This window comes from Campylobacter concisus (assembly GCA_002092835.1).
In the GTDB taxonomy this organism is placed as follows: Bacteria; Campylobacterota; Campylobacteria; order Campylobacterales; family Campylobacteraceae; genus Campylobacter_A; species Campylobacter_A concisus_K.
Genome location: LVWL01000018.1, coordinates 253071 through 275539 on the forward strand (window position 1 = coordinate 253071; position 22469 = coordinate 275539).

19 protein-coding genes and 3 pseudogenes are annotated in these 22469 nt (G+C 42.2%); 7 read left to right on the forward strand and 15 right to left on the reverse strand.

The genetic code is table 11. From position 1 onward, the window contains the following. Window positions 1-711: pseudogene (locus A3835_03075) on the reverse strand (transposase). A gap of 71 nt (window positions 712-782) precedes the next feature. Here A3835_03075 and A3835_03080 point away from each other — a divergent pair. From A3835_03080 to A3835_03095, 4 genes are all read left to right on the forward strand, one after another. After that, entirely contained in the window at window positions 783-1502 is a 720-nt protein-coding gene (locus A3835_03080) for a hypothetical protein (GenBank protein ORI08535.1), read from the forward strand. Next, window positions 1499-1741: a hypothetical protein gene (locus tag A3835_03085; protein ORI08536.1), complete on the forward strand. Its 243-nt coding sequence runs from the start codon at window positions 1499-1501 to the stop codon at window positions 1739-1741. The genes A3835_03080 and A3835_03085 overlap by 4 nt, the downstream gene beginning before the upstream one ends. A gap of 525 nt (window positions 1742-2266) precedes the next feature. After that, window positions 2267-2689, forward strand: a complete 423-nt coding sequence (locus A3835_03090) for a spermidine/putrescine ABC transporter substrate-binding protein (GenBank protein ORI08537.1) — start codon at window positions 2267-2269, stop codon at window positions 2687-2689. Between the two features lie 48 nt (window positions 2690-2737). After that, complete coding sequence (locus A3835_03095) at window positions 2738-4510, forward strand: formate dehydrogenase (GenBank protein ID ORI08538.1); 1773 nt, start codon at window positions 2738-2740, stop codon at window positions 4508-4510. Window positions 4511-4708: 198 nt separating this feature from the next. On the opposite strand, the gene A3835_03100 is transcribed toward A3835_03095, so the two are convergent. The 7 genes from A3835_03100 to A3835_03130 form a co-directional block, all read right to left on the reverse strand. After that, window positions 4709-5350 carry a formate dehydrogenase gene (locus A3835_03100; GenBank protein ORI08539.1) on the reverse strand — a complete coding sequence of 214 codons (642 nt, stop codon included), beginning with the start codon at window positions 5348-5350 and terminating at the stop codon, window positions 4709-4711. A gap of 1 nt (window position 5351) precedes the next feature. After that, entirely contained in the window at window positions 5352-7574 is a 2223-nt protein-coding gene (locus A3835_03105; protein ID ORI08540.1) for a formate dehydrogenase, read from the reverse strand. A gap of 48 nt (window positions 7575-7622) precedes the next feature. Beyond that, window positions 7623-8186 carry a formate dehydrogenase gene (locus A3835_03110; protein ORI08541.1) on the reverse strand — a complete coding sequence of 188 codons (564 nt, stop codon included), beginning with the start codon at window positions 8184-8186 and terminating at the stop codon, window positions 7623-7625. Window positions 8187-8208: 22 nt separating this feature from the next. Continuing rightward, on the reverse strand, window positions 8209-8385 hold the full coding sequence (locus A3835_03115; GenBank protein ID ORI08542.1) for a Tat pathway signal protein: 177 nt from the start codon (window positions 8383-8385) through the stop codon (window positions 8209-8211). After that, on the reverse strand, window positions 8372-9097 hold the full coding sequence (locus A3835_03120; GenBank protein ORI08543.1) for a formate dehydrogenase: 726 nt from the start codon (window positions 9095-9097) through the stop codon (window positions 8372-8374). The genes A3835_03115 and A3835_03120 overlap by 14 nt, the downstream gene beginning before the upstream one ends. 302 nt (window positions 9098-9399) lie before the next feature. Next, window positions 9400-10353 carry a tungsten ABC transporter ATP-binding protein gene (locus A3835_03125; GenBank protein ORI08544.1) on the reverse strand — a complete coding sequence of 318 codons (954 nt, stop codon included), beginning with the start codon at window positions 10351-10353 and terminating at the stop codon, window positions 9400-9402. 93 nt (window positions 10354-10446) lie between these two features. Continuing rightward, window positions 10447-11139 (reverse strand): ABC transporter permease, encoded by a 693-nt coding sequence (locus tag A3835_03130; protein ID ORI08545.1) that lies wholly within the window; start codon window positions 11137-11139, stop codon window positions 10447-10449. A gap of 72 nt (window positions 11140-11211) precedes the next feature. On the opposite strand from A3835_03130, the gene A3835_03135 reads away from it, so the two are divergent. Then, complete coding sequence (locus A3835_03135; GenBank protein ID ORI08546.1) at window positions 11212-12030, forward strand: tungsten ABC transporter substrate-binding protein; 819 nt, start codon at window positions 11212-11214, stop codon at window positions 12028-12030. Window positions 12031-12310: 280 nt separating this feature from the next. Here A3835_03135 and A3835_03140 read toward each other — a convergent pair whose 3' ends face one another. From A3835_03140 to A3835_03170, 7 genes and pseudogenes are all read right to left on the reverse strand, one after another. Continuing rightward, on the reverse strand, window positions 12311-13000 hold the full coding sequence (locus A3835_03140) for a hypothetical protein (protein ID ORI08547.1): 690 nt from the start codon (window positions 12998-13000) through the stop codon (window positions 12311-12313). Further along, window positions 13000-15159, reverse strand: coding sequence for a helicase (locus A3835_03145; GenBank protein ID ORI08548.1), 2160 nt, complete (start codon window positions 15157-15159; stop codon window positions 13000-13002). Before A3835_03145 ends, A3835_03140 begins: the two co-directional genes overlap by 1 nt. 157 nt (window positions 15160-15316) lie before the next feature. After that, window positions 15317-16087, reverse strand: a pseudogene (locus tag A3835_03150) (transposase). A 67-nt stretch (window positions 16088-16154) separates the two neighbouring features. Further along, the gene (locus A3835_03155; GenBank protein ID ORI08549.1) at window positions 16155-17483 is read right to left on the reverse strand and encodes an aminotransferase; all 1329 of its coding nucleotides are present in this window, start codon (window positions 17481-17483) and stop codon (window positions 16155-16157) included. A 183-nt stretch (window positions 17484-17666) separates the two neighbouring features. Further along, on the reverse strand, window positions 17667-17855 hold the full coding sequence (locus A3835_03160) for a sodium-dependent tyrosine transporter (protein ORI08550.1): 189 nt from the start codon (window positions 17853-17855) through the stop codon (window positions 17667-17669). 27 nt (window positions 17856-17882) lie between these two features. Next, entirely contained in the window at window positions 17883-18650 is a 768-nt protein-coding gene (locus A3835_03165; protein ID ORI08551.1) for a hypothetical protein, read from the reverse strand. Next, entirely contained in the window at window positions 18643-19425 is a 783-nt protein-coding gene (locus A3835_03170; protein ORI08552.1) for a sufurtransferase FdhD, read from the reverse strand. The genes A3835_03165 and A3835_03170 overlap by 8 nt, the downstream gene beginning before the upstream one ends. A 1046-nt stretch (window positions 19426-20471) precedes the next feature. Here A3835_03170 and A3835_03175 point away from each other — a divergent pair. Together A3835_03175 and A3835_03180 are read left to right on the forward strand one after the other, a co-directional pair. Next, a pseudogene (locus tag A3835_03175) lies at window positions 20472-21735 on the forward strand (deoxyribonuclease HsdR). Next, entirely contained in the window at window positions 21725-22384 is a 660-nt protein-coding gene (locus A3835_03180) for a zinc metalloprotease (protein ID ORI08553.1), read from the forward strand. The pseudogene A3835_03175 and the gene A3835_03180 overlap by 11 nt, the downstream one beginning before the upstream one ends. Window positions 22385-22469 lie beyond the last annotated feature (85 nt).

The window sequence follows — 22469 nt, forward strand, 5'->3', positions numbered from 1 at the left end:
TCAATTAAACTTAAGCGGATTCTCTCTTATCAATTTTAATAGTTTTTGATAAGTTTTCCTGTGTAGTTTTAGTATTATATCTAAATTCGCACTCTTTAAGACGAAGCAAGAAATTCTCTTTCTTAATGCCTTTAAATTTAGATAATCTATGTTTGGCATATCCACAAAAGTTTTCTATACCGTTGATATGATTTTTACCATTTGCTAATTCATTTTTAGAGTGCTTCACTCTATAATGCGCTTTGACTCCGTAATCAACAAAGCCATCATAAGCCTTCCAATAATCAGAGTAAATAATGCTCTCGTCCAGATCGCTAAACTCCGATAATATCGATATCAGTTCATTAGCAGAACAGTTTTTAACTATTTGGGTATAGACCTTACCGTCACGCTTTAACTTTTCGAACACCGGTGTTTTATTTGCCGCGTTTCTGCCTCTTTTCTCAAAGAGAACGCAAGCACAAGACCTCTTACTCTCTTAGCTCCAAAGTAGCTTTCGTCAATCTCTATCTCGCCTGAAAACTTAGATATCTTCTCACTCTCTTTAGACATAAGATTTCTTATTTCTCTAAAGATTTTATATAGGGTTGCTTCTGAAATTTTAGTTAAATTCGATATCTTTGATGCTTCTATATCTTCCGCGAAGTACTTTAGAATTTCTCTAAATTTCTTCTCTGAAATTCGGGAACGGATTATATATTTGTTTTTCATCGAACTCATCGTAACTTAATGCTCCTTTGCGTGAGCTTAAGTTAAAGAGAGCCAAAAATTATAAAGAAAAAATGCTGAAAGAACACACTCTTTTAGCAGTATTTTCTTTGCCTTCGGATGTCTTTCATCCCGGTTCTTCTTCAGTAGCGTATTGTATGGTTTTTGAATTGGGTGTTAGGCATTCTGACACCCATAAAACATTTTTTGGATATTATAAAGATGATGCTTTTCAAAAAAGAAAAAATTTAGGTAGAGTAGAGAAGGCTGAGGGCTCTTGGGCTGAAACGGAGAAAGAATGGCTTAATCTTTATCGTAACAAAATTGAAAAAGACGGAATCCCTGTTTTAAAAACAATAAATGCAAATGACGAATGGTTGGCTGAAGCATATATGAAAATAAACTATTCTAGTATATCAATAAAGAATTTTGAAAAAACCGTAAGAGAATGTGCGTCTTTCGTCGTAAAATTAGGAAAAGCAAATCTGAGCAATACTGCACCTAAGATGCAAAAAATAAATAAAAATTTAAATATTTCTAATTGGAAGTATTTTGAATTGGGAACTTTATTTAAAATTGAATCAACAAAAGGAGATAATACTAATAATTTAATAGAGGGGGGGGGAGACGTTGCGTATATAGCCGCAAAAAAAGAATCAAACGGATACGAATTTATGTGGTCGCTTAATGACAATAAAGAATACATTTCAAGGGGCAATTGTATTTATTTATACAACTTGAGCAAGGAAGCGCAGGCTACTCGCTGTATCAAGGATATGATTTTATCGGAATGAGTGGAAAGACTTCCTGTGGATACAGTGAACGCCTAAATAAATATAATGGATTGTTTTTAACCACTATATTAGACTTAGAAAGAAATAAATTTTCATACGGTAGAAGTTGGACAGGCGATAGGCTCCTAAAAACAAACATTTTGTTGCCAGCCATAAAAATAAACGAAACCGATTTTGAGCCAGATTGGGATTTTATGGAAAATTATATAAAAACACTAAAATTTGCGAACATTATTTAGATTTAATAAAAAAATGAATTTGTGCGGATACTACATAATGCCGAAAAATATCGGAGCCGAAAGAAGAAGCAAAGGTTAAAGACGAAACGATAGAAAATTTACAGGATAAGTTAACTATATTAGAAAACTTTAAAACGAAGGTCATTGGTTTTATCTCAAAAATAAGTAATTTAATACCGAATGTTAATAAGCTGCTAGATGATGAGTCGACGGAGATAAAAATGAGATAAAAGACAAGTATAGTAGGGATGGGATGGAGATATAAGCAAGTTATCGGCAGCAAGAAATCTTTAATAGATTGTTATAGAGTGGGTACCGGTAGGACAAATTTTATCAAAATGACTAATATGTGATTTTTGCTTTCAAAATACGATTTTAAAGGCAAATTTAGCCAAAAAAGGAATATTCTAAATTTACATATTACTTAAATAATTCTTAAAGAAATATACTAATTTTAAAACTAAATTTATATTTGCAGTTGTATAATAATCTCATAATTTTCAGTAATACTAGAAAGGAGCAAAAATGGAAGAGATCGTAAAGACCACCTGTCCATATTGCGGTACGGGCTGCGGCATCGATCTTATCGTGCGAAACGGTAGAATCGTAGATGCCAAACCTAGCAAAGACCACCACGTAAACGACGGCGAGCTTTGCTTAAAAGGAATGTTCGGATGGGAGTTTGTAAACTCTCCTAAACGCTTAAGCCGACCGATGATGAGAAAGCTAAACGGCGTCTACGACAAGCACGGCGAGCTTGAAGAAGTGAGTTTTGAGGAGGTTTATGATTTCCTCGCGGATAAATTTAAATCCACCGTCGAAAAATACGGCCCAAGCTCGATCATGGGCTTTAGCTCTGCGCGCTCAAATAACGAAGATAACTACATTTTCCAGAAATTTTTCCGCGCCCAGGGCAGCAACAACGTCGATCACTGCGCCCGTCTTTGACACGCTCCTACAGTGGCAGGTCTTGCCAGCACGCTAGGAAACGGAACGATGACGAACGATTTGGTCGAATTTGCGACCGACACGGACGTATTTTTACTCATCGGTACCAACACGAGCGAGTGTCACCCGATCATCGCTATGCAGATGCAGCGCGGCCTTCAGCGAGGCGCGAAGATGATCGTCGTAGATCCAAAGCGCACCGATATGGCCAAAAAAGCCGATATTTTCTTGCAAATCCCGATCGGAGCGAATATCAAAACGCTAAATACGATGATGCATGTCATAATCGCCGAAAATTTGCAAGATAGCGAATTTATCGAGAAGTACTCCGAGGGATTTGAATATCTAAAAGAAGCGGTTAAGGACTTCACGCCTGAGCGTTTCGAGCGCGAAACCGGTATAAAAAAAGAGCTTGTCATAGAGGCAGCTAGGATGTATGCTAAAGCAGGCGCGGCGGCAATTTGCTACACGATGGGTATCACGCAGTTTAGCGACGGAACGTCAAACGTATTTTCGCTATCAAATTTAGCCGTTTTAACCGGAAATTTAGGCAAAAAGGGTGCTGGCGTAAATCCTCTACGCGGTCAAAACAACGTCCAAGGCGCATGCGACATGGGCGCGCTGCCTAACGTCATCCCGGCCGGCGCGGTAAATAGCCCTTATGCACAGGAGCAAGCGCGCAAAGTATGGCACTTTGAGCTAAATCCGGTTCCGGGCTTTAAGCTAACGCAAGCGCCGGATAAAATGGATAGCGGCGAGCTAAAAGTCCTCTACGTCTACGGCGAAAACCCCGTAATGAGCGATCCTTGGACTGAGCACTTCGCCCACGCCGTGCATCATCTAGACTGCTTTATCGTGCAGGATCTTTTCTTTACAGAGAGCGCGCATAAGGCCGATGTGGTGCTACCTGCCGCGGGCTGGGGCGAAAAGGACGGAACCTTTATCAACACCTCTCGCCGCGTTCAACGCACTCGCAAGGCTAGCGAACCCGTTAGCGGCGTGGAGCCTGATTGGAAGGTCGTTTGCAACATCGCAAACCGCATGGGGATAGAGGGGTTTGATTTTGCGAGCCCTGAGCAAATTTGGAACGAGCTAAGGGAGCTTATGCCTAAATTTTTCGGCGGTATCAGCTACTATAGACTAGGCAAACTAGGAGGTATCAGCTGGCCATGCCCGGACGAGGAGCATCCGGGTACGCCGGTGCTTTACTCCGATCACAAGTCCATGCTGCCTGGCGGCAAATTCCGCTTCGCGCCGGTACTTTACGTAGATGATAAAGAGGGACGCGCAAAGGCTGAGGCCGAATTTAGAGCCAAGATGAATATCCCGGAGGGTTACCCCGTCGGTAGCGGCGCGCTTAGCGAGGTGCCTGATGAGGTATATCCGTGCCTATTTACGACCGGACGCAAGGTCTATCACTACCACACCGGCACGATGACTAGAGAGTGTCCGGCTCTTGAATACGGTGCGGGCATCGAGGGCGCGCTCATAGAGGTGAGCCCGGATATCGCTCGCGAGAGAGAGCTAGAGGAAGGCTGCTACGCGCTCGTGCAAAACAAACGCGGCCAGATCGCGGCCAAACTGCGCGTAAATCCGGATCTAAAAGAAGGCACGATATTTACGACCTTCCACTATAGCGAGGCCGACGGTAACGAGCTAGCAAACGCCGGCGACCCAGATCCGCTCTCAGGCATCACACCGCTAAAGATGACGATAGCAAATATCAGACGTCTAAGCGAAGATGAGTTTATCAAATTTAGAGAGCAAAACGAGATGTCGATGCACTCGGCAAATCCGTATTTGTCTCCTGTTAGAGCGTAAATTTAGGGCGGGAGACCGCCCTTTTATACTTAAATTTATCCATTTTATTTTAAATTTACCCGTATTCAAATTTGACAAACTAACGCGTAAAAAATTTAATAAAGCTAAAGAAGTGTGAGTCAAATTTGACGCAGACAAAACGCGTCAAATTTGATGAGATTGCTCACCCCTGCAATCTCGGCGAGAGTGAGCTAAATTTTAAGATTTTATCTTAAGCCTATCGCCAGCATAGTAGGCGAGCTTCCAGGTCGGAGTTTGTTTTAGGTCTTTAAAGCCGTAGCCGCGAGCCTTGACTCTATCGCCGTAGATCTTCTCTATCATCGCTGATTCGCCTACTAGCAGCGCCTTTGTAGAGCACATAGCCGCACAAACCGGCACCTTTCCTTCGGAAATTCTATCCTGGCCGTACTCTTCGCGCTCGGCTTCGCTATTCGTCGGTAGCGGACCGCCTGCGCACATCGTGCACTTATCCATCGAACCTTTGGCTCCAAACACTCCCTCGCGCGGAAACTGAGGCGCGCCGAACGGACACGCGTATAGACAGTATCCGCAGCCGATGCAGATATCTTTGTCGTGTAGCACGATACCATCGCTCCTGATATAAAAGCAATCAACCGGGCAAACCAGCGAGCACGGAGCGTCCTCGCAGTGCATGCAGGCTATCGAGGTTGATATTTCCTTACCGGGTACGCCTTCGTTTAGCGTGATGACGCGGCGGCGGCGGATGCCAAGAGGCAGCTCGTGAGCCTCGTCGCAAGCCACCGCACAGCCGTTACAGTCGATACATCTATCATCGTCGCAGTAAAATTTAAGTCTATTGTTATCGTTAAATTCGCTCATTTTACGCCTTTTCTATGCGGCATAGACCGCTTTTGGTTTCAGGAATCTGAGTGTTTATATCATATCCGTAGTTAGTGACGGTATTTGCGCTCTCGCCTACCGCATAAGGCTTGGTGCCTTCCGGGAAATTACCCGTCATATCAACGCCTTGCATATAACCCGCATAATGAAATGGCATAAAGATGGTGTCGGGTTTAACGGACGGTACCACTCTGGCGCGCACCTTAACCTTAGTACCTTCAGGCGAATGAACCCAGATGAAATCCCAGTTTTTAATGCCGTATTTAGCCGCAAGCCCAGGGTGGATATCAGCAAACATCTCAGGCGTTAGGCGGCTTAGATACATACTAGCTCTCGTCTCCATGCCCGCGCCGCTAAAATTTACGAGGCGAGCCGTCGTGAGGATAATAGGAAACTCTTTTGAGTAGTCCTTTGCTAGCTGGACGGATTTAAATTTCGTATCGACGCGGTTTTGAAGTTTCTTATCCTCAAAGCTCGGATACTTTTGCGCCAGATCGAATCTAGGCGTATGCAACGGCTCTCTGTGAAGAGGAATTTGATCCGCAAAAGTCCAAACGATCGTCCTAGCTCGCGCATTGCCGTACGGAGCGATATTTTTCTCCATGCATTTTTTAGCGATGATATTACTATCGTCATGTATCCAGCTGCCGCCTATTTTAGCCTTTTCATCCTCGCTTAGCGTGATGCCTAGCACCTTTTCGATGTTATCTTTTTTGATCTCCGGATATCCGCCCTTGACAAACGAATCTACTGGCGCGCTACCGTCTGCAGCTAATTGGCTAACTCCGTTATGCTCTAAGCCGAAGCGGTTTCTAAAACCCATGCCGCCTTGCCTAACGGACTTGTTTATATCGTAAAGTATCGGGCTACCCGGATGATCCTCAGTCCAGCACGGCCACGGCAAGCCGTAGTATTCGCCTTCGACTACGGTGCCCGGTTTCCCTAGACTTGTTTTTTCGTCAAATTTATCCCAGTTTTCTTGGTGCTTTTTGAGCCTTTCCGGAGTCCAGCCCGTCATGCCGATAGTTTTAACTATATTTGCGATCTCGCGCGTAGCGACTTCAGGCCACTCGATCTTACCTTCGGCGTCTCTGATCGTGCGCGTTAGCTCGTCATAGTAGCCTAGCCTTTTGGCAAGCTCAAACAAAATTTCGTGATCCGGCATACTCTCAAAGAGAGGCTCTACGACCTGGCTTCTCCACTGGCCGCTGCGGTTTGTCGCTACAACCGTACCGCTGGTTTCAAACTGCGTCGCCGCAGGCAGTATGTAGACGTCGTCTTTTTTGTCCGTTATCACGCCGGCATCGTTTACGAAAGGATCTACTAGAACCAAAAGCTCAAGCGCGTCTAGGCCCTCTTTTACTTTTACTTGTTGCGCGGTAGAGGTGATACCGTTGCCGATCACTACTAAGGCTTTTATACTGTCGCCGGCATTATCTACGGCTTCGTTGTCGTTTTTACCGTCAAGCACGCCCGCCCACCATTTTGATAGCGTAAATCCGGGCTTAAACATCATTTCAGGCTTAACGAAATTCTTTTGGAGCCATTCAAAATCGACCTTCCACATCTTAGCGAAGTATTTCCAGTTGGCTTCGTTTTTTGGATAGTATCCAGGTAGCTCGGTCGGCAAATTCGCCATATCCGTCGCGCCTTGAACATTGTCGTGGCCGCGAAGGATATTACAGCCGCCGCCGCTAACGCCCATATTTCCTAGCACTAGTTGCAGGATCGGAGCGATACGGGTATTTGAGCTGCCTATTGTGTGCTGAGTTAGACCCATCGCCCAAACGACCGATCCCGGGCGATTTTTAGCGTAAACTTCGGTTATCTCAAGAAGCGTCTCTTTTTTGATCCCGCAAACATCGGCCACGACTTCAGGCGTCCATTTGGCAGCCTCTTCGCGGATCAGATCCATACCGTAGACGCGGTCGTTTATAAATTCCTTATCTTCCCAGCCGTTTTGAAAGATGATATTCATCATGCCGTACATAAAAGGTATATCCGTGCCGGTGCGAATTTGAGCAAAATAATCAGCCTTAGCCGCAGTTCTCGTGTATCTTGGATCGACCACGATTAGCTTTGCGCCGTTATTTTCCTTCGCTTTTAGAAAATGTCTAAAGCCGACTGGGTGATTTACCGCCGGATTTGCGCCCACTATAAAGATAGACTTCGCGTTTTGGATATCTCCAAGATGATTGGTCATAGCTCCGTAACCCCAAGTATTCGCCACACCGGCGACTGTAGAGCTGTGTCAAAGACGTGCTTGGTGATCTAGGTTATTAGTCCCGAACATCGCTACGAATTTGCTTATATAATAGCTTTGTTCGTTGCAATCTTTTGCAGAGCCTAGAAACATTACTTGCTCTGGATTTTTTTCGCGATACGCTTTTAGTTTGGCGCCGATTTCATCAAGAGCCTCTTTGTAGCTGATGCGTTTCCATTTGCCGCCTACTTTTTTCATCGGGTATTTTACGCGGCAGTGAGAGCGCACCATATCGATGACGTCACTGCCCTTACAGCAGTGGCCGCCAGCGCTTACCGGGTGATCTTGGGCTACTTCTTGGCGTACCCAAACGCCGTTTTCTACCTCGGCGCGCACTCCGCATCCAACGGAGCAAACCGTACAAACGGTTTTTACGATTTTAGAGTTTGGAAACGGATTTGCCATTTCTTCTTTTGTGGCGCTTCTAGTTACGCTGCTAGCAGCTAGTCCGCTCATGCCGCCCGCTACGCCCGCTAGCGCGGCCATTTTTAAAAACGATCTTCGCCCGACTGCGTTTGAGTGGGGCATAAGACGTAAATTTGCCTCAGACATATTTATCCTTTCTTAAATTTTATTATTTTGCTTGTTCGTAGTATAGATCCCAGTTTTTGCTTCTTTTATAAAGCACCTCGGTCTTTTTGCTTTTACCGTATTTTAGGTTTGACGCCGCTGCCGTCGCTACTCCGGCCGTAGCCGCTACCGCGCCGACTAGCCCCGCCTTTTTTAAAAATTCTCGCCTATTTTTTTGCATTTTCTTCCTCCATAGCTTTTAGCTTTCTCACTCGGTTTTTTTGTCTTCTTATGGCCTCAGATCTTGAAACTCCGTCCAAAGTCTTTTTGTTTTTGCCTTGATTTATAGGACGCGGCGCGCTTAAAACTACGCGCTCAAACTCTATAAATCCTTGCAGAAGCACTGCGACGTCTTTATAAATTTCGCTGCTTTCGTGGTTAAAAAGACTCTCTATAAACTCGTCGATGTTTGGGTTTATGATCTCTTTAAAAAGCTGCTCCTCAAGCTCGCCGTATAGCTCACGCTTGCCCTCGCGTGCTATAAATTCGCTCATTAGCGCAAACACGAAGCCCACGTTGTCTTCGTTTTCTTTAAATTTAGCCTCGTCGCGCCTAATGTCTGTGCGGGCTAAAATTTTACGCACTTTTGCGCAGGCGTGTCCGACCTCGTAGCCCTCGTCGTAGTAGGACAGCGAGTTTCTAAGCGGACTTGGCAGAGCGTGGAAAATTTCATCGAATTCATCCGCTAAATTTTGCGGATTTTTTTCGTCGAATTTTGCCTGTATGCGCATTATGGCAGTGGCCGATTCCTCGTTTAGAGCGTGCGCTGCGGCAAGGCCTAGCATCGCGTTTACGCCTGCAAATCTATCCGCGTCTTGGCTAAAAACGAAAAAACGCGAAAATAGCGAGTAGTAAAGCCCACGTCCCGCCGCAAATTCGCCCTTGCTAGTCATCGCCTTCCTTTATCATTTTTGTCTATTTTTTGAGATTTTTTCTCGATTGTGAAACTATACTACTTTTTGGCTTATTTCTTATACTTAAAAAAAAATAAATCAAAAAAATTAATATATGCTTAAATATGCCTTAGTTGCATATTGCTTACGGCGAATTTTAGGAGGTAAAATAAATATGAAATTTCAGCATATATATTGCATTTACGCTTCATTTTGATGTTTACTTTTAACTAGGCTCTTTTAACGGGCGTTAAACGAGTCTAAATTTAAAATTTAAAGCGAAATTTGCAAAATTTCAGGGCTCACTCAAGCCCCAAAAACGCTTCCTCGTCAAATTTAAAATAAATATTTTCGCCGACTCTAAAATTTTGCGAATTCGCCACCAGCGTTTTAATCAAAAAGTCGCCGACCTTGATTTTCACCAAAAGCTCTTTGCCAAGATAGAGCGAAACCGAGTGCAAGATGCCGCCCAAATACCCATCTATCGGCGTTTTGCTTAGCGTTATTTTGCTTGGATTTACGGCGATCTTTACGGCGTTACGCAAATTTTGCGGCAAATTTACGCTCGCATTTTCGTCAAATTTTAAAACCCCGTCCCGCGAGTCAAATACATTTTTGTATTCAAATTCGCACACGCGGCCCTTGTGTAAAAAGACGTTTTCCTTGGCGACCGCGCTTAGCCATTTATCATCGTGGCTAGCGATCACAAAGCCGCAGCTGTATCTTTGCTGCATGTAAAGCACCGCCTTGCCAAACAGCTTTGAGGTGCCCGCGTCCACGCTATTTGTCGGCTCGTCGAGTAGATAAAGCCGCGATCTAAGCGCCAAATTTAACGCAAAGCTAACGCGCTGCGTCTGCCCCGAGCTTAGCTCAAAGTGGCGCTTGCTTAAAAAGCTCTCGTCAAGACCGACCAAATTTAACGCCTCGCTCGCTCGCTCGTCAAATTCTCCCAGTACTCCGCGGCTTTTTAAAACGGCTCTAAAATTTTCCCTCACGGAGCGTTTTAAAAGCGCGGGCTCTGGCAACAAAACACTAACGTCGCGCAGTAAATTTAGACTCGGCGCGCTGCTTCCCCACAGCCGCACCTCGCCGCTAGTGGGCTTTTGTAAAAACGACATTACTCGCATTAGCGTGCTTTTGCCACTACCGTTGCTGCCAGTTAGCGCGGTGATTTTGGTGACGTCGATATCAAGGCGCGGGATATTTAAAATCTCGCTCGCGCCGTAGTTTAGGCGTAAATTTCTAACGTTTATCACTTTGCGCCTTTCTCGTTAAATTTACGAAAAGACTCAAGTTTGACGCGCCTAGCGCGCTTTTTGCGAGCGTAAATTTTTCAAATTTGTCAAATTTCATCGGTCAAGCCTTTTTAGCGCGTGTATCGCCAAATTTACGGCAAACGCAATAAAGATGAGCACCAAAGCCAGCGCGATACCCATGGCAAACTCGCCTTTGTTCGTCTCCAGCGACACTGCAGTCGTGATCGTGCGGGTAAAATATTTGATATTTCCGCCGATCATCATCGCCACGCCGACCTCGGCCACGATACGCCCGTACGCCGTCGCTACGACCACCATCAGAGCATACCTTAGCTCGTAAAGCACGCAGCCCACTAGCCGCGGCGCGCTCAGGCGTAAATTTAAGATCGTTAGATAGTGTTTTTTGTCCATATTTTCCACGACGCTAGCGCTTAGCGAGATGATGATAGGTAGTGCTAGCACAAACTGCCCCAGCATCACGGCCTTTAGCGTAAAAAGCAGCCCAAACTCGCCAAACGGGCCGTTTCGCGTGATAAATGCATACAAAATAAGTCCGATCGCAACGGTGGGCATCGCAAGCGCCGTATCGCTGAGCAGTCTCAAAATCCTGCGCCCTTTAAAATCGTAAAATCCCAGCGTAAAGCCTAGCGGAAAACCGACTAAAATCGCAAAAAATATCGAAACGCTCGAAGTGTAAAGCGTCGCCCTGATCGCCGAATACGTTTCCTCATCGCCGCTAAAAAGCAGCCTAAAGGCCTCTAAGAATCCGTTTAGTAGAAAGTCCAAATATTATTTCTCCGTATGTTTATATGGTTAATTTAATATGCTATAATAGCATACTTTTAAAAAAGGAGAAAAATGAAAAAAGTAATATTAGGCTCGCTAATCGCGAGCGTTTTGGCGTTCGCGGGCGATAGCGAACTCATCATGGCAACCACGACCAGCACCGATAATACGGGCCTACTAGATGCGATCTATCCTGCGTACAAGGCAAAAACAGGCGTCGATATCAAATGGACTGCCGTAGGCACGGGAGCAGCTTTAAAACTAGGCGAAAACTGCGATGCGGACATACTTTTCGTGCATTCGCCAAAAGTTGAGAAAGAATTTGTAGAAAAGGGCTTTGGCGTCGAGAGAAAACCCGTAATGTACAATGACTTCGTCGTCATCGCCGATAAATCTATCGCCGATAAATTTAAAGGCAAAGACATAAAAGAGAGCTTTGAGCTGATCAAAAAAGAGAATATCAAATTTTTCTCTCGCGGCGATAAATCAGGCACCGACAACAAAGAAAAAGGTATCTGGAAAAAAATCATCGGCGAAGTACCTGAAAAAGACCGCTGGTACATGCAAACAGGTCAAGGCATGCTAGCTACCATCAACACTGCAGCCGAGCAAAAGGGCGTGACGTTCACCGACCGCGGCACCTACATCAAGTACGAGGACACCAAAAAGGGCGCGCCTGAGATGGTCATCATCAACGAAGGCGACAACGATCTAAAGAACTTCTACTCGCTAATCGCGGTAAATCCGAAACACTGCGCTAAAGCCGACATCGAAAACGCGAATAAATTTATCGAGTGGGCGACAAGCGAAGAGGGTCAGAAATTTATCGGCGACTTTAAGCTGCTAGATAAGCCGCTTTTCACGCCTGACGCGAATACTCGCAAGAACTAATTTTATTTACGCGCAAATTTGAGTCGAATTTATGGCTTAAATTTGCGTGATTCAGGCACGCTTTGCGCCCGTTTTGTAAATCAAAATTTATTTTTTGCCTCTTCTTCAAAATTAAACTCTCCGACGCTATTTTTCAATACTTCAAAACATTCATTACTAACGGCTTCATCTTTAGTATATGCTTGATATATTGCTTCCCCTTTTTGCTAGATTCTATATCTCGTTGAGGATTAATTATCAGTAGCCACTTTGCACTACCTTGTGTCAAGTTAAAGGTACTTTACTTTTTGTAAACAGGCGTACATATATTTACTATCTCTGTTTCTTCAAGGTATAGTGTTGTATCAAAACAATCCTTATGTTCAGTAAAGTGAGAACTATATGAAGTATAAGCAGTGTTATAAAAATTCATAATAACGAACTTCAAAAACTGATATGGAGTCAATGCAGATGATACTGGTATTCTGCAATTTCTATATTGACCTATAGTTAGGTGAGAAACTGGATGAATAATGGGTTGGCTTATCTTCTCCCCATGACTATCCTTTCCATCATCAAAATCAAACCTTAGAGGCACAGAAACTACTCTTCTATCTAAAATATCACTATAAATTTCATCTTCCAAATAAAGGTCTGATTCGTTTTGAAATATCTCTAAATCAGGTGCAGGGAAAAAAGCCAATCGGTGACTCTCTATTTTATCTTTTCTAAATCGATATTGCATCTGTATTAAGGCTCCATCTATCATTTTTATATTGAACATTCTATTTCTATATAACTCTAAATACATATCTGTATATGGAATGCTCTTTAAAAAGATATTATTGTCATAAGTACTCACACTCACCTCTTCAATCCCCTCTGAATATTTCCTTATAGATGGAAAATTTTGATCATCACAAAGCCCGGTTTTAATTATATCAGCTGTTATCCTTTCTATCTGGGTATAAATTTTTTTTGCAGTCAGCATTAGAACTGCTCACCTCTTTTCAACAATTTTTTTAGGCGAGCAATCTGTACTTCTCCCAAGTCTTCCAAGAAAATTTCCCCGTTTTCAAGCTCCGTAACTAAATTTTCTATATTTATTTTGCTTTTCTGAACTCTATTCTTTTCTGCTGCACTCATATCACGATTAACTATGTTCATTTTTTCTCTTTGAGATTTATCTGGATAAATAAAATCCAAAGTATAATTGTGAGACTTTATTTTTTTATATTCATCAATTAATTTATCCATATCTTCTCCAACACCTAAAACTCTTACCCAGGCTTTACTTCTTGTTATAGCTGTAAATAACTGATTCCTTTTCTTAGCTAAGTCATAATAAGAATCATAACAAGATTCAGCATTTATAACATATACCATAGCTGCCTCATTTCCTTTAGCTCTATAAATACCAGTAAATGCCACTGAGTCATTGTTTTCTGCAAAAAATATATCTGGTGTAGTATCTACTCCAGCTGTATGAGAATTGATATTTTTTTCAAAAAGCATAGCTCGAATAGGGGCTACATTTACTTTTGTAGTCAACGGATCAGGGTTAATTACAATAATATCATCTGTCCTTAATTCATCTTCTTCTAAATTAGTCTTTATTTGTTGAGCAACCCATTCATTCTGTTCTTCTTGACTTTTAAAAGACTTAAATATAATTAAATCATCGATATCAGAATGCTTTTCTAAGAATTCGGGACTACTTGATGCAGTTCTTGCCAAAATAACATGCTTTCCATCTTCTAAAGTTCCTTCTTTTACCTCGTATCCAACATCCCCCCATAAGGAATGCTGCTCAAACATTTGTACCAAACCTGTTTTTGAATTTGTCTCGTTCTCTCTATATATGCCAAAGCCTAGTGCATGGGCTGTCACCAATGCAGGTCTTGAATTTCTATAGCACTTTTCAAGAATAATATCCTGTTGTGGTTTTCCTTCCTCAGGGGCATAAAATTTAACTTTCGGTGTTCCGTTTTCAAAATTACCAAATATCTCTTCCGGTGACGGTAGAGACTGTGTTCTTAAATTTTGCAACTCATCGTATGCGTAAACCAATCTTTTAGGATTCTTTGACATCTCATAACACATCCTCAAAAAGCTCGGCGAAAAATCTTGCGCTTCATCAACCAACACAGCATCAAATATCTCCATAACATTCGATTTTACTTCATTTAATGCTTTTTCACATGTTTCTCCAAATGGATCTAATGAGCCAAACCTATTTCTCGCTGTTCTATAATCTCTATATTGCACATTGTTTAAAGCACAAAAAGTATAGTATATCCCATTATTATCTCCGCCGCCAGAAGAACCCCATGCATGCATAATTTGCAAATTATCCCAATCGGGTTCTTCGTTTGTTTGTTCTATATAAAATGTATTAATTAATCGTCTAAGTTGCCCTTTTAACGATCTTGTATTAAATGTAATGGCTATCTTCCAGTCAGGATGCTGAGCATGCAAATAAGCTGCTTTTAATGCAAGTACTATTGTTTTCCCCGATCCAGCTAATCCGCGTATCCTTTGCACCCCCTCAACAGTTTCTATTACCGCTTGACTCTGTCTGTTATCTAAATTAGCAATAGAGTCCTCCAGTGTCTTTAGCTTAGCACCCTTGGAATTAGCACTTAAAACCTCTTTTCTCTTCTTCCCTTTTCTAATGGTTGAAATTGCTTGTAGAACTGAAACTAAATCATTATAATACTCTTGGTCTTTCCATTCCACCTCTGAAATACATTTTGTCATGGTATTAATATTACATAAAGGATAGTCCTTATTATAGTCTGTTAGCAATTCAATAAATGGAGCAAAAGTTATCACATTTATATCAACACACAATTGCCTTTTTTTCACCAATTGTTTGTATCCTTTTAATTTGGATTCAACTTTATTAGCACAGTCATCCTGGATTTCTTCATAACCTTCAATATTCTTATTTTCAACTAAATTAAAAATAACCAATCCCTTTTTTTTAGAGATCCATAATGCATCTATAGGATACGCCCCCTCTACAGTTCCTATTATTGGGTATCCAATATATAGATATCCTTCTAAGTCACTCTCCATTTGAAAATATTTTTTTAATTCTTCACTGGCTAATGGTTTTTGCGTTGACCCAATAATTATATTTACCATAACAATTCTCCTTTTATTAATTTCACCATATCATTTACTTTTATCTACCACATAACGTTACCGACCAGAGAGGAGGTTTTCTCTATTATTTTTTGACTTAAGACAAGTCAAATGGATTCTCTATTATAAATTTTAATAAAATGCGATAAAAGCTCTTTTATAGAAACGTCACTTGTGTAAGTACTTTGCTTGTTTTGTACTTTTGGTATTATTATATCTAAAATTCGCATTTCTTCGAGTCAAACAAGAAATTCTCTTTTCTTATCCCTGTTAAATTTAGCTAGTCTATGCTTGTGGCGTATCCCCGTCTGCTTGTAGTGGCAAGATGAAGTCGCAACTAAAAAGTTTTCTATACCATTGATATGGTTTTTACTATTAGTAAATTCATTCTTTGAGTGTTTTACTCTATAATGAGCTTTGGCTCCATAATCTACCAATCCGTCATAAGCTTTCCAGTAATCAGAATAAATCGTGCTCTCGTCTAATTTGTCAAACTCCGATAATATCAGTATCAGTTCATTTACAGAACAGTTTTTAACTATTTGGATATAGATCTTACCGTCACGCTTTAGCATTCCGAATAGCGGAGTTTTATTTGCTACGCGCCTCCACCTCTTTTACCCCTTGCACTTTTAGACCCGAAGTAGCTTTCGTCTATTTCTATCTCGCATGAAACTTAGATACTTTTAACTTCGCTACGCTCGTTACTTTTTAAGATCTCGCACTCGCTAGCCATTAAAATTCTGATGTTGTTGGTTATTTTATCCAAGAGAGTGTAAGTGCAAAATTGATTGTTTTTTCTGATATTTTGGTAAAATCTTCTATTTTTTACAGCTTCTATATCGGCCGAGAAATACCATAAAATCTCTCTAAATTTATTTTCCAAAATTCTGGAGCGGACTATATGCTTATTTTTCATCGCTCTCATCGTAACTTAATACTCTTTATGCTTGCGTTAAGTTACAATAAATCTTAAATTTTATCTTTTTTTACGCTTAAAAAATCTTCCCACCGAACATCTCATACATCGCCTTTTCCTCGCCCCAAAGTTCGCGGTGCTTTTTGATACAGGATTTTATCGCGCCCGCGAGATATAGCACGTCTTGCTCGGTGTGCGTGTAGTGCAGGCTCACGCGTACGAAGCCGGGCTTGCTCTCAGGCATGCGCCCCTCCTTGATACCCAGCAGATCGTGAGCGTACGGCCCCGCGCACATCACGCCCGCGCGCGTCTGGATACCGAAGTCGTTACTTAGGCTCGCGGCGAAATCATACGCCGAGACGCCGCGCACGTTAAAGGAAATTATCGGCAGCCGCGGCGCGCCCTTTGGAGCGTAGTTTATGATCTCGTCAATGCCTGCTAGCTCGCTCTCAAAGAGTCGCGCTAGCTCGTCCTCGTCGCTTTTTATTTGCTCGAAGCCCACCTCGTTTCGCAGCGCATATGCCAAATTTGCCCGCATAAGCCCGATTATGGGCGGCGTACCGCCTTCTTCTAGCTGCTCGGGATTTTTTAAAAACACGTGCCCTTCGCGGCTAGCGTAGGCGACTGTTCCGCCCGCGGCAAAGGTCGGCACATCGCTGTTAAGTAGCTCCTTTTTGATCGCCAAAAGCCCGCAGCTTGCGACTCCGCCGAGTAACTTATGCGGCGAGAGAAAAATAGCGTCGAAGTAATTGCAGTCTAAATTTGCGTGTGAGCTCAGCGCCGCGCAGTCAAAGGCGATGATGCCGCCCGCAGCCCTGATTAGCTCGCTGATCTTTTTATAATCACTGACGACGCCCGTGACGTTTGAGGCTGCGCTAAACGAGCCGATGATACGGCGCCCTGTATTAATCTTCAAGATGCGCTCAAGCGCGAGCAGATCGATCTCGCCCGATTCGCTAAGCGGCACGCGCAGGTAGTCGCAAAGCCCCTCGCGAAAGCTAAGCTCGTTTGAGTGGTGTTCGTAGGGCGAAACGAGCACGAGCGGAAGCTGCGCGGCGCGTAAATTTGCCTCGCCGATTGCGCTTCTGGTTGCAGGCGGCAAGTAGATGCCAAGCAGCTCCTGAAATTTCTTGATCGCGGCCGTCGCACCCTGTCCGCAGGCGATGAGACAAAACCGCTCGTCAACCCCCAGTAGCTTTTTTAAGCTCTCTCTCGCGTCCTCGTAGTGACGCTGCGTGATGATGGCGCTGGAGCTGCTGTCAGAGTGGGTGTTGGCGTAGGTTTTGAGGGCGTCTGCTATCTCGCGCTCTACGGGCTCATAAGCAAGCCCCGAAGCCGCGAAATCAAAATAATGCACGCCCGGTTTTAGGATGATATTTTTTTGTATTTCGTCTAAATTTAGCATTTTTTACTCTTTAAATTTGATGCGGTAATTATATTAAATTTTCGCAAATTTAGGGCTTTTGCGGTGGAAATGATTTAGTAAATTTGGAGATTAAATTTGAGCAAGTTAAATTTAACCGCAAAGCGGCAAATTTAACTTAATAAAGCAGAGAATCGCGAGACACAGAGGCTCACGACCATTTTATTATTTATTTATAAAATTTTTTTCTAGCCACTCGATAGCTTTTGCCTCAGTTTCGAAGCGTCCGCTTTTAGCGACCTGATTCTGCCCCTCGTAGAAGCGAATCCTGATACCGTCTTGGACGCTATCTACCTTTACTCTAGTGATCTTGTCTTTGTTTAGATAGACCCTATCGTTTAGTTTTACGTACATTTTTTCTCCCTTAAATTTGATGTGGTTTTATTTCTTTTTATCTTTTGCGTCGTTTTTGGTCGAGTCCTTTTTCTCGCCGTCTTTTTTCAAAAATAGCTCCTTAAAGCGCTTATCCGCAAAGTCCTCGATGTCGTTTTGTAGCTGCCTATAGGCGTTTATGAGCTCGTGCGCGCGCTCGTTTAGCGTCGTGCCGGCATTTTCGCCGCCGCCTTGCTTGGTGGTAAAGAGCTCCTCTTTTAGATTTTTTTGCAAAATTTGCAGATGATTCCAGCATTTTTTATAGTTCATGCCTAGGATTTCGGCGGCCTTTGAGATCGAGCCGACCTCGGCGATGACGTCCAGGACTTCGGTTTTGCCCTTACCGAAAATCAGCTCGCCCTCGTCGTTTTCTATCCAAGTTTTGGTTTTTACTCTCATCTTTTTTCCTTTCTTCTCCTTAAAACACCCCAGCTGGCAGTATTTTACGTCGATTTTATAGTCTTTTAGCGTCGAGCGGATCGTCTTTAGCCCCACGCCCGCAGCTGCGTCTCTAGCGTCTTTGCACAGTATTCTGCCCTTTTCGTCGGTCATTTGCTTTAGCTGCGTCATCACGGTGTATTTGCCGCGTCCGTTTTCCAGTCCGCCAAACTGCCCCAGCTCGCAGTTGTCGATCTTTACGCCCATTTTTTCGACCTCGTCGCTAACCTCGCCGATCTCTACGCCTAGCTTTGCAGCGATCTTAAACGCCGCTCCGCAGTCCAGCCTGCCATTTGGATTTAGCAGTTTTTCGATCAGTTCTCGGATTTGCTCACTCACGGATTCTCTCCGCGCCGCTATATACGTTTATGTTTTCGCCGCGCGCAAAGCCGCACAGCGTGAGGTTAAATTTACGCGCTATCACGACGCCAAGGCTAGTCGGAGCCGTGCGCGAGACGAGTACGGGGATGCCGTGCATGACGGCCTTTGCGACCATCTCGGAGCTGAGCCTGCCACTCACCATCAAAAACGAATTTTGTAGCTGCGAGCCTGCCAGTACCGCTTTGCCGACGGCTTTATCTATGGTGTTGTGCTGAGCGATATCCTCGCCGATAAAAAACTGCTCGCCGCTAACAAAAAGCTTGGCCGTGTGCACGCAGCCCGTCATCTCGTATAGCTCGCACTGCGTGTAAAACTGCCCCATCTGGCGTAAAATTTCGTCTTTGTTAAATTTGACGTCGGCCTTTATAGCGCGCGCTGCCATAGCCTCAGGGTCGATGTTTGCCGTCGAGCTGCGCCCGCAGCCGCTGATTATCACCTTTTCCTCGTCAAACTGCTCGAGGCGCTTTTCGTTGATTTTAGCCTTTACCCGCACGCTTAAAGCATCCTCTGAAAGCTCTATACTCTCGATATCCTCAGGGCTTGCGATCAAATTTTCGCTGATGAGATAGCCTGCAGCTAGTGCCTCCTGATCGGTCGGAGTTGCCATGAGCGCGCCGAAACGCTTGCCGTTTATGTAGATCTCAAGCTTGATCTCGCGCACCAAAATATCATCAACGACGCTTTTTTGCGCGCCTTTAAATTTGGTGATTTGGGTCGTAAAAATAGGTTGCATGATTTTCCTTAATTTTTGCGAAATGATAGCTTGAAAATCTAAATTTAAGATTTGATTGTAGTGAAATCTTGCTTAAATCAAGAAAAAACTTAAACTATTTTTAGTACGATTTTATCGGTATCTGATGATGATTTATATATGCAAATTTAGCATATATCTTAAGATATTTTTTGACTAAGATTTTATCATTATCTATTATTTGTATAAGAAATAAAAGAATAGTAAAAAATATTATAAGGCTAGAATTGGATCGCACATAACTTGCTGTATATAGGTTAAATCTTGAAAAATTATAAATATAATTTGCAGCCTGACGTAAGACCGAGAAGGAAATTTATATTATAGAGTCAAATTAAAAAAACTAATTTTTGTCAAGCTGTATTTTACTGTTATATAGTCCGTGCACGACTCAAACACGCCGACCGTATATAAAAAGCCCTTAATTATATTCATTAAGGGCTTTTTATATGAAAACTTAGACATTTTGCCGATGAAAAATCATTTTCGAGCGATAAGGTTTCGTCTAAGTTTTTATATTTTTCTTTTTGCCTAGACAAAGAAAAATATCGGCCGTCTGCCAAGACCTTACAGCAAACTCATTTGAGTTTGCTAAGTAAGTACTAACATATTGTCTTATGTAAGGGTTGTTTATTCTTGATGTTTTGATAAATGATATTAAGTTCTAAGACTATACGATGGAATTAGAAGCTGTTATTTTTTATTAAGTTAAAGTAAATTTTGGTTTATAGGGAAATTTACTTTTGTTTTTTTATTTGGCATTTTAGCGCAAATTTTAAAAATTGAGATTTTGTTGGTTTTTATATAGCATAAATAAAGATTAAAGTAGAGATTGTTTTTTGAGCAAGAAATAAAAATCAAAAAGAAGAGTATTTTTGTGCGGGATTAAGATTATTTAATAAAACAAGCGTCGCTATAATATAGCTGTATTAGTTTTCGCAGTCGTATTAACCCCTCGATTTAGTTGCGTTTTGAATATGCCCATGTTATAAGAGCCTTATTTTTCCAAATCCTAACTATCGTATCCGCAAGAATCCCGTCTTGAGAATCGACAAAGCTTAATAATTTACGGCGAAGAGATAGATTTGCTTATCGTCGTGGATAAGCTTTTAACAGGCTTTGACGCGCAAAGAGCAAGCACGCTTTATATAGATAAACAGCTAAAAGAGCATAATCTGCTCCAAGCCATAGCTAGAGTAAATAGGCTTTATGACGGAAAAGACTACGGCTACATTATTGATTATAGAGGGCTTTTAGGCGAGCTTGATCAGGCGCTTACTAGCTGCGTCGCTAAGTGGCTTTGACTCAGAGGATATAACTGGAGCTGTGATAGACGTAAGAAGCGAGATAATAAAGGCTAAGACTTACTATACTCATCTGGACGATCTTTTTAGCGGTGTGAAATTTAAAGACGATCTGGAAAGCTACGTGGCGGTTTTAGAGGATGTGCAAAAACGAGATGACTTTAAAGAGTGGCTATCACAGTTTGCTAGGGCGTTTAAGCTAGCGCTTTCAAGCGAGAGAATTTCTGATATCTTAAGCGAAGAGGAGATCAAAGCTTATAAGCAAAGGGTTAAATTTTATAACGAGCTAAGAAAGGCTGTGCAGCTAAGGTATCATGAGGCTTGCGACTTTGGCAAATACGAAGCACAGATGCAAAAGCTACTCGATACTTATGTAAATGCACAAGGGGTCAATGAGCTTACAAAGCTCGTAAATATCTTTGAGACGGAATTTGACGATGAGGTGCAAAGAGTCGAGGGCAAAAACGCAAAGGCTGATACGATCATCAGCGCCGTAAGCGCGGTGGTAAAAGAGAAAATGGACTCAAATCCAGCCTTTTATAAATCAATAGCGCAGCAGATACAAGATATCATCGAAGAATACAAGGCAAAAAGGCTAAGTGAGGAAGAAAAGCTTGCCAAAGCAAAACTGCTAAAAGACCTCATAACTGGCGCTTTAAAGCCAAATGAAGATAGGTATCCAAAAGAATTTAATGGTAAGAAAATTTTATTTGCTATCTATGATAATTTGCTTGACATTTTGGCAGATGTGGAGCTTGTGGATATTGAGGCGGTTGCTAAAAATTTGAGCGTGAAATTTTATGAAATTTATGAAGAAGCCTCAAAAAAACCAGAATGGCACAAAAATAAAGACGTAGAAAATGAGATAACAAGCGCGATGGAAGATGCTCTTTGGGGTGTTGAGGACGAGCATGGAATTTCTATCGACGATAAAGAGAAAATTTATCAAACCATCCGAGGAATAGGGATAAGCTTTTATGCAAAGTGACGTAAAAATCATCAAAAAAGACGTAAAAAATATCACTTTAAAAGTTAGACCAAACGGCGAAGCGATCCTAACCGCGCCAAAAGCCGCAAGCGATGAGCATATAAAATTTATCATAGAAAAAAGAGCCAAGTGGATAGCGCAAAAGCGCGCGTTTTTTACCTCGTTTAAGATGCCCGAAAAAGAGTATGTAAGTGGCGAAGACTTTAAATATCTTGGGCGAAGCTACCGGCTTAAAGTTGTGCAGTCTAAAGAGGAGCGCGTAAAGCTACAAATGGGCTATCTTGAGCTCTTTGTGAAAGATAAAAGCGACCTAGAGCAAAAAGAAAATTTAGTCTATGAGTGGTATCATGAAAAGGCAACGTTATATTTTTTTAATATCTTGCAAGAATTTAACAAGATAGTAAAACAAGATATCAAAAGCGTAAAAATAAGGCAGATGAAAACAAGATGGGGGAGTTGCAATCCTTATAAATCATATATAAATTTAAACATAGAGCTTATCAAAAAGCCAAAAGCATGCATCGAATATGTCATATTTCACGAGCTTGCTCACCTGCTCTATCCAAATCACTCAAAGAAATTTTATGACTATCTAACGCTTTATATGCCTGATTGGCAAAAACGCAAGGAAATTTTAGAAAGAGTTTAGAAAATTTGGCTTAAATTTTGGACTATTAAACATTTTTTGTATTTTAAAAATATTTTAAAATCTAAGGAAAAGTGATGAAAAATTT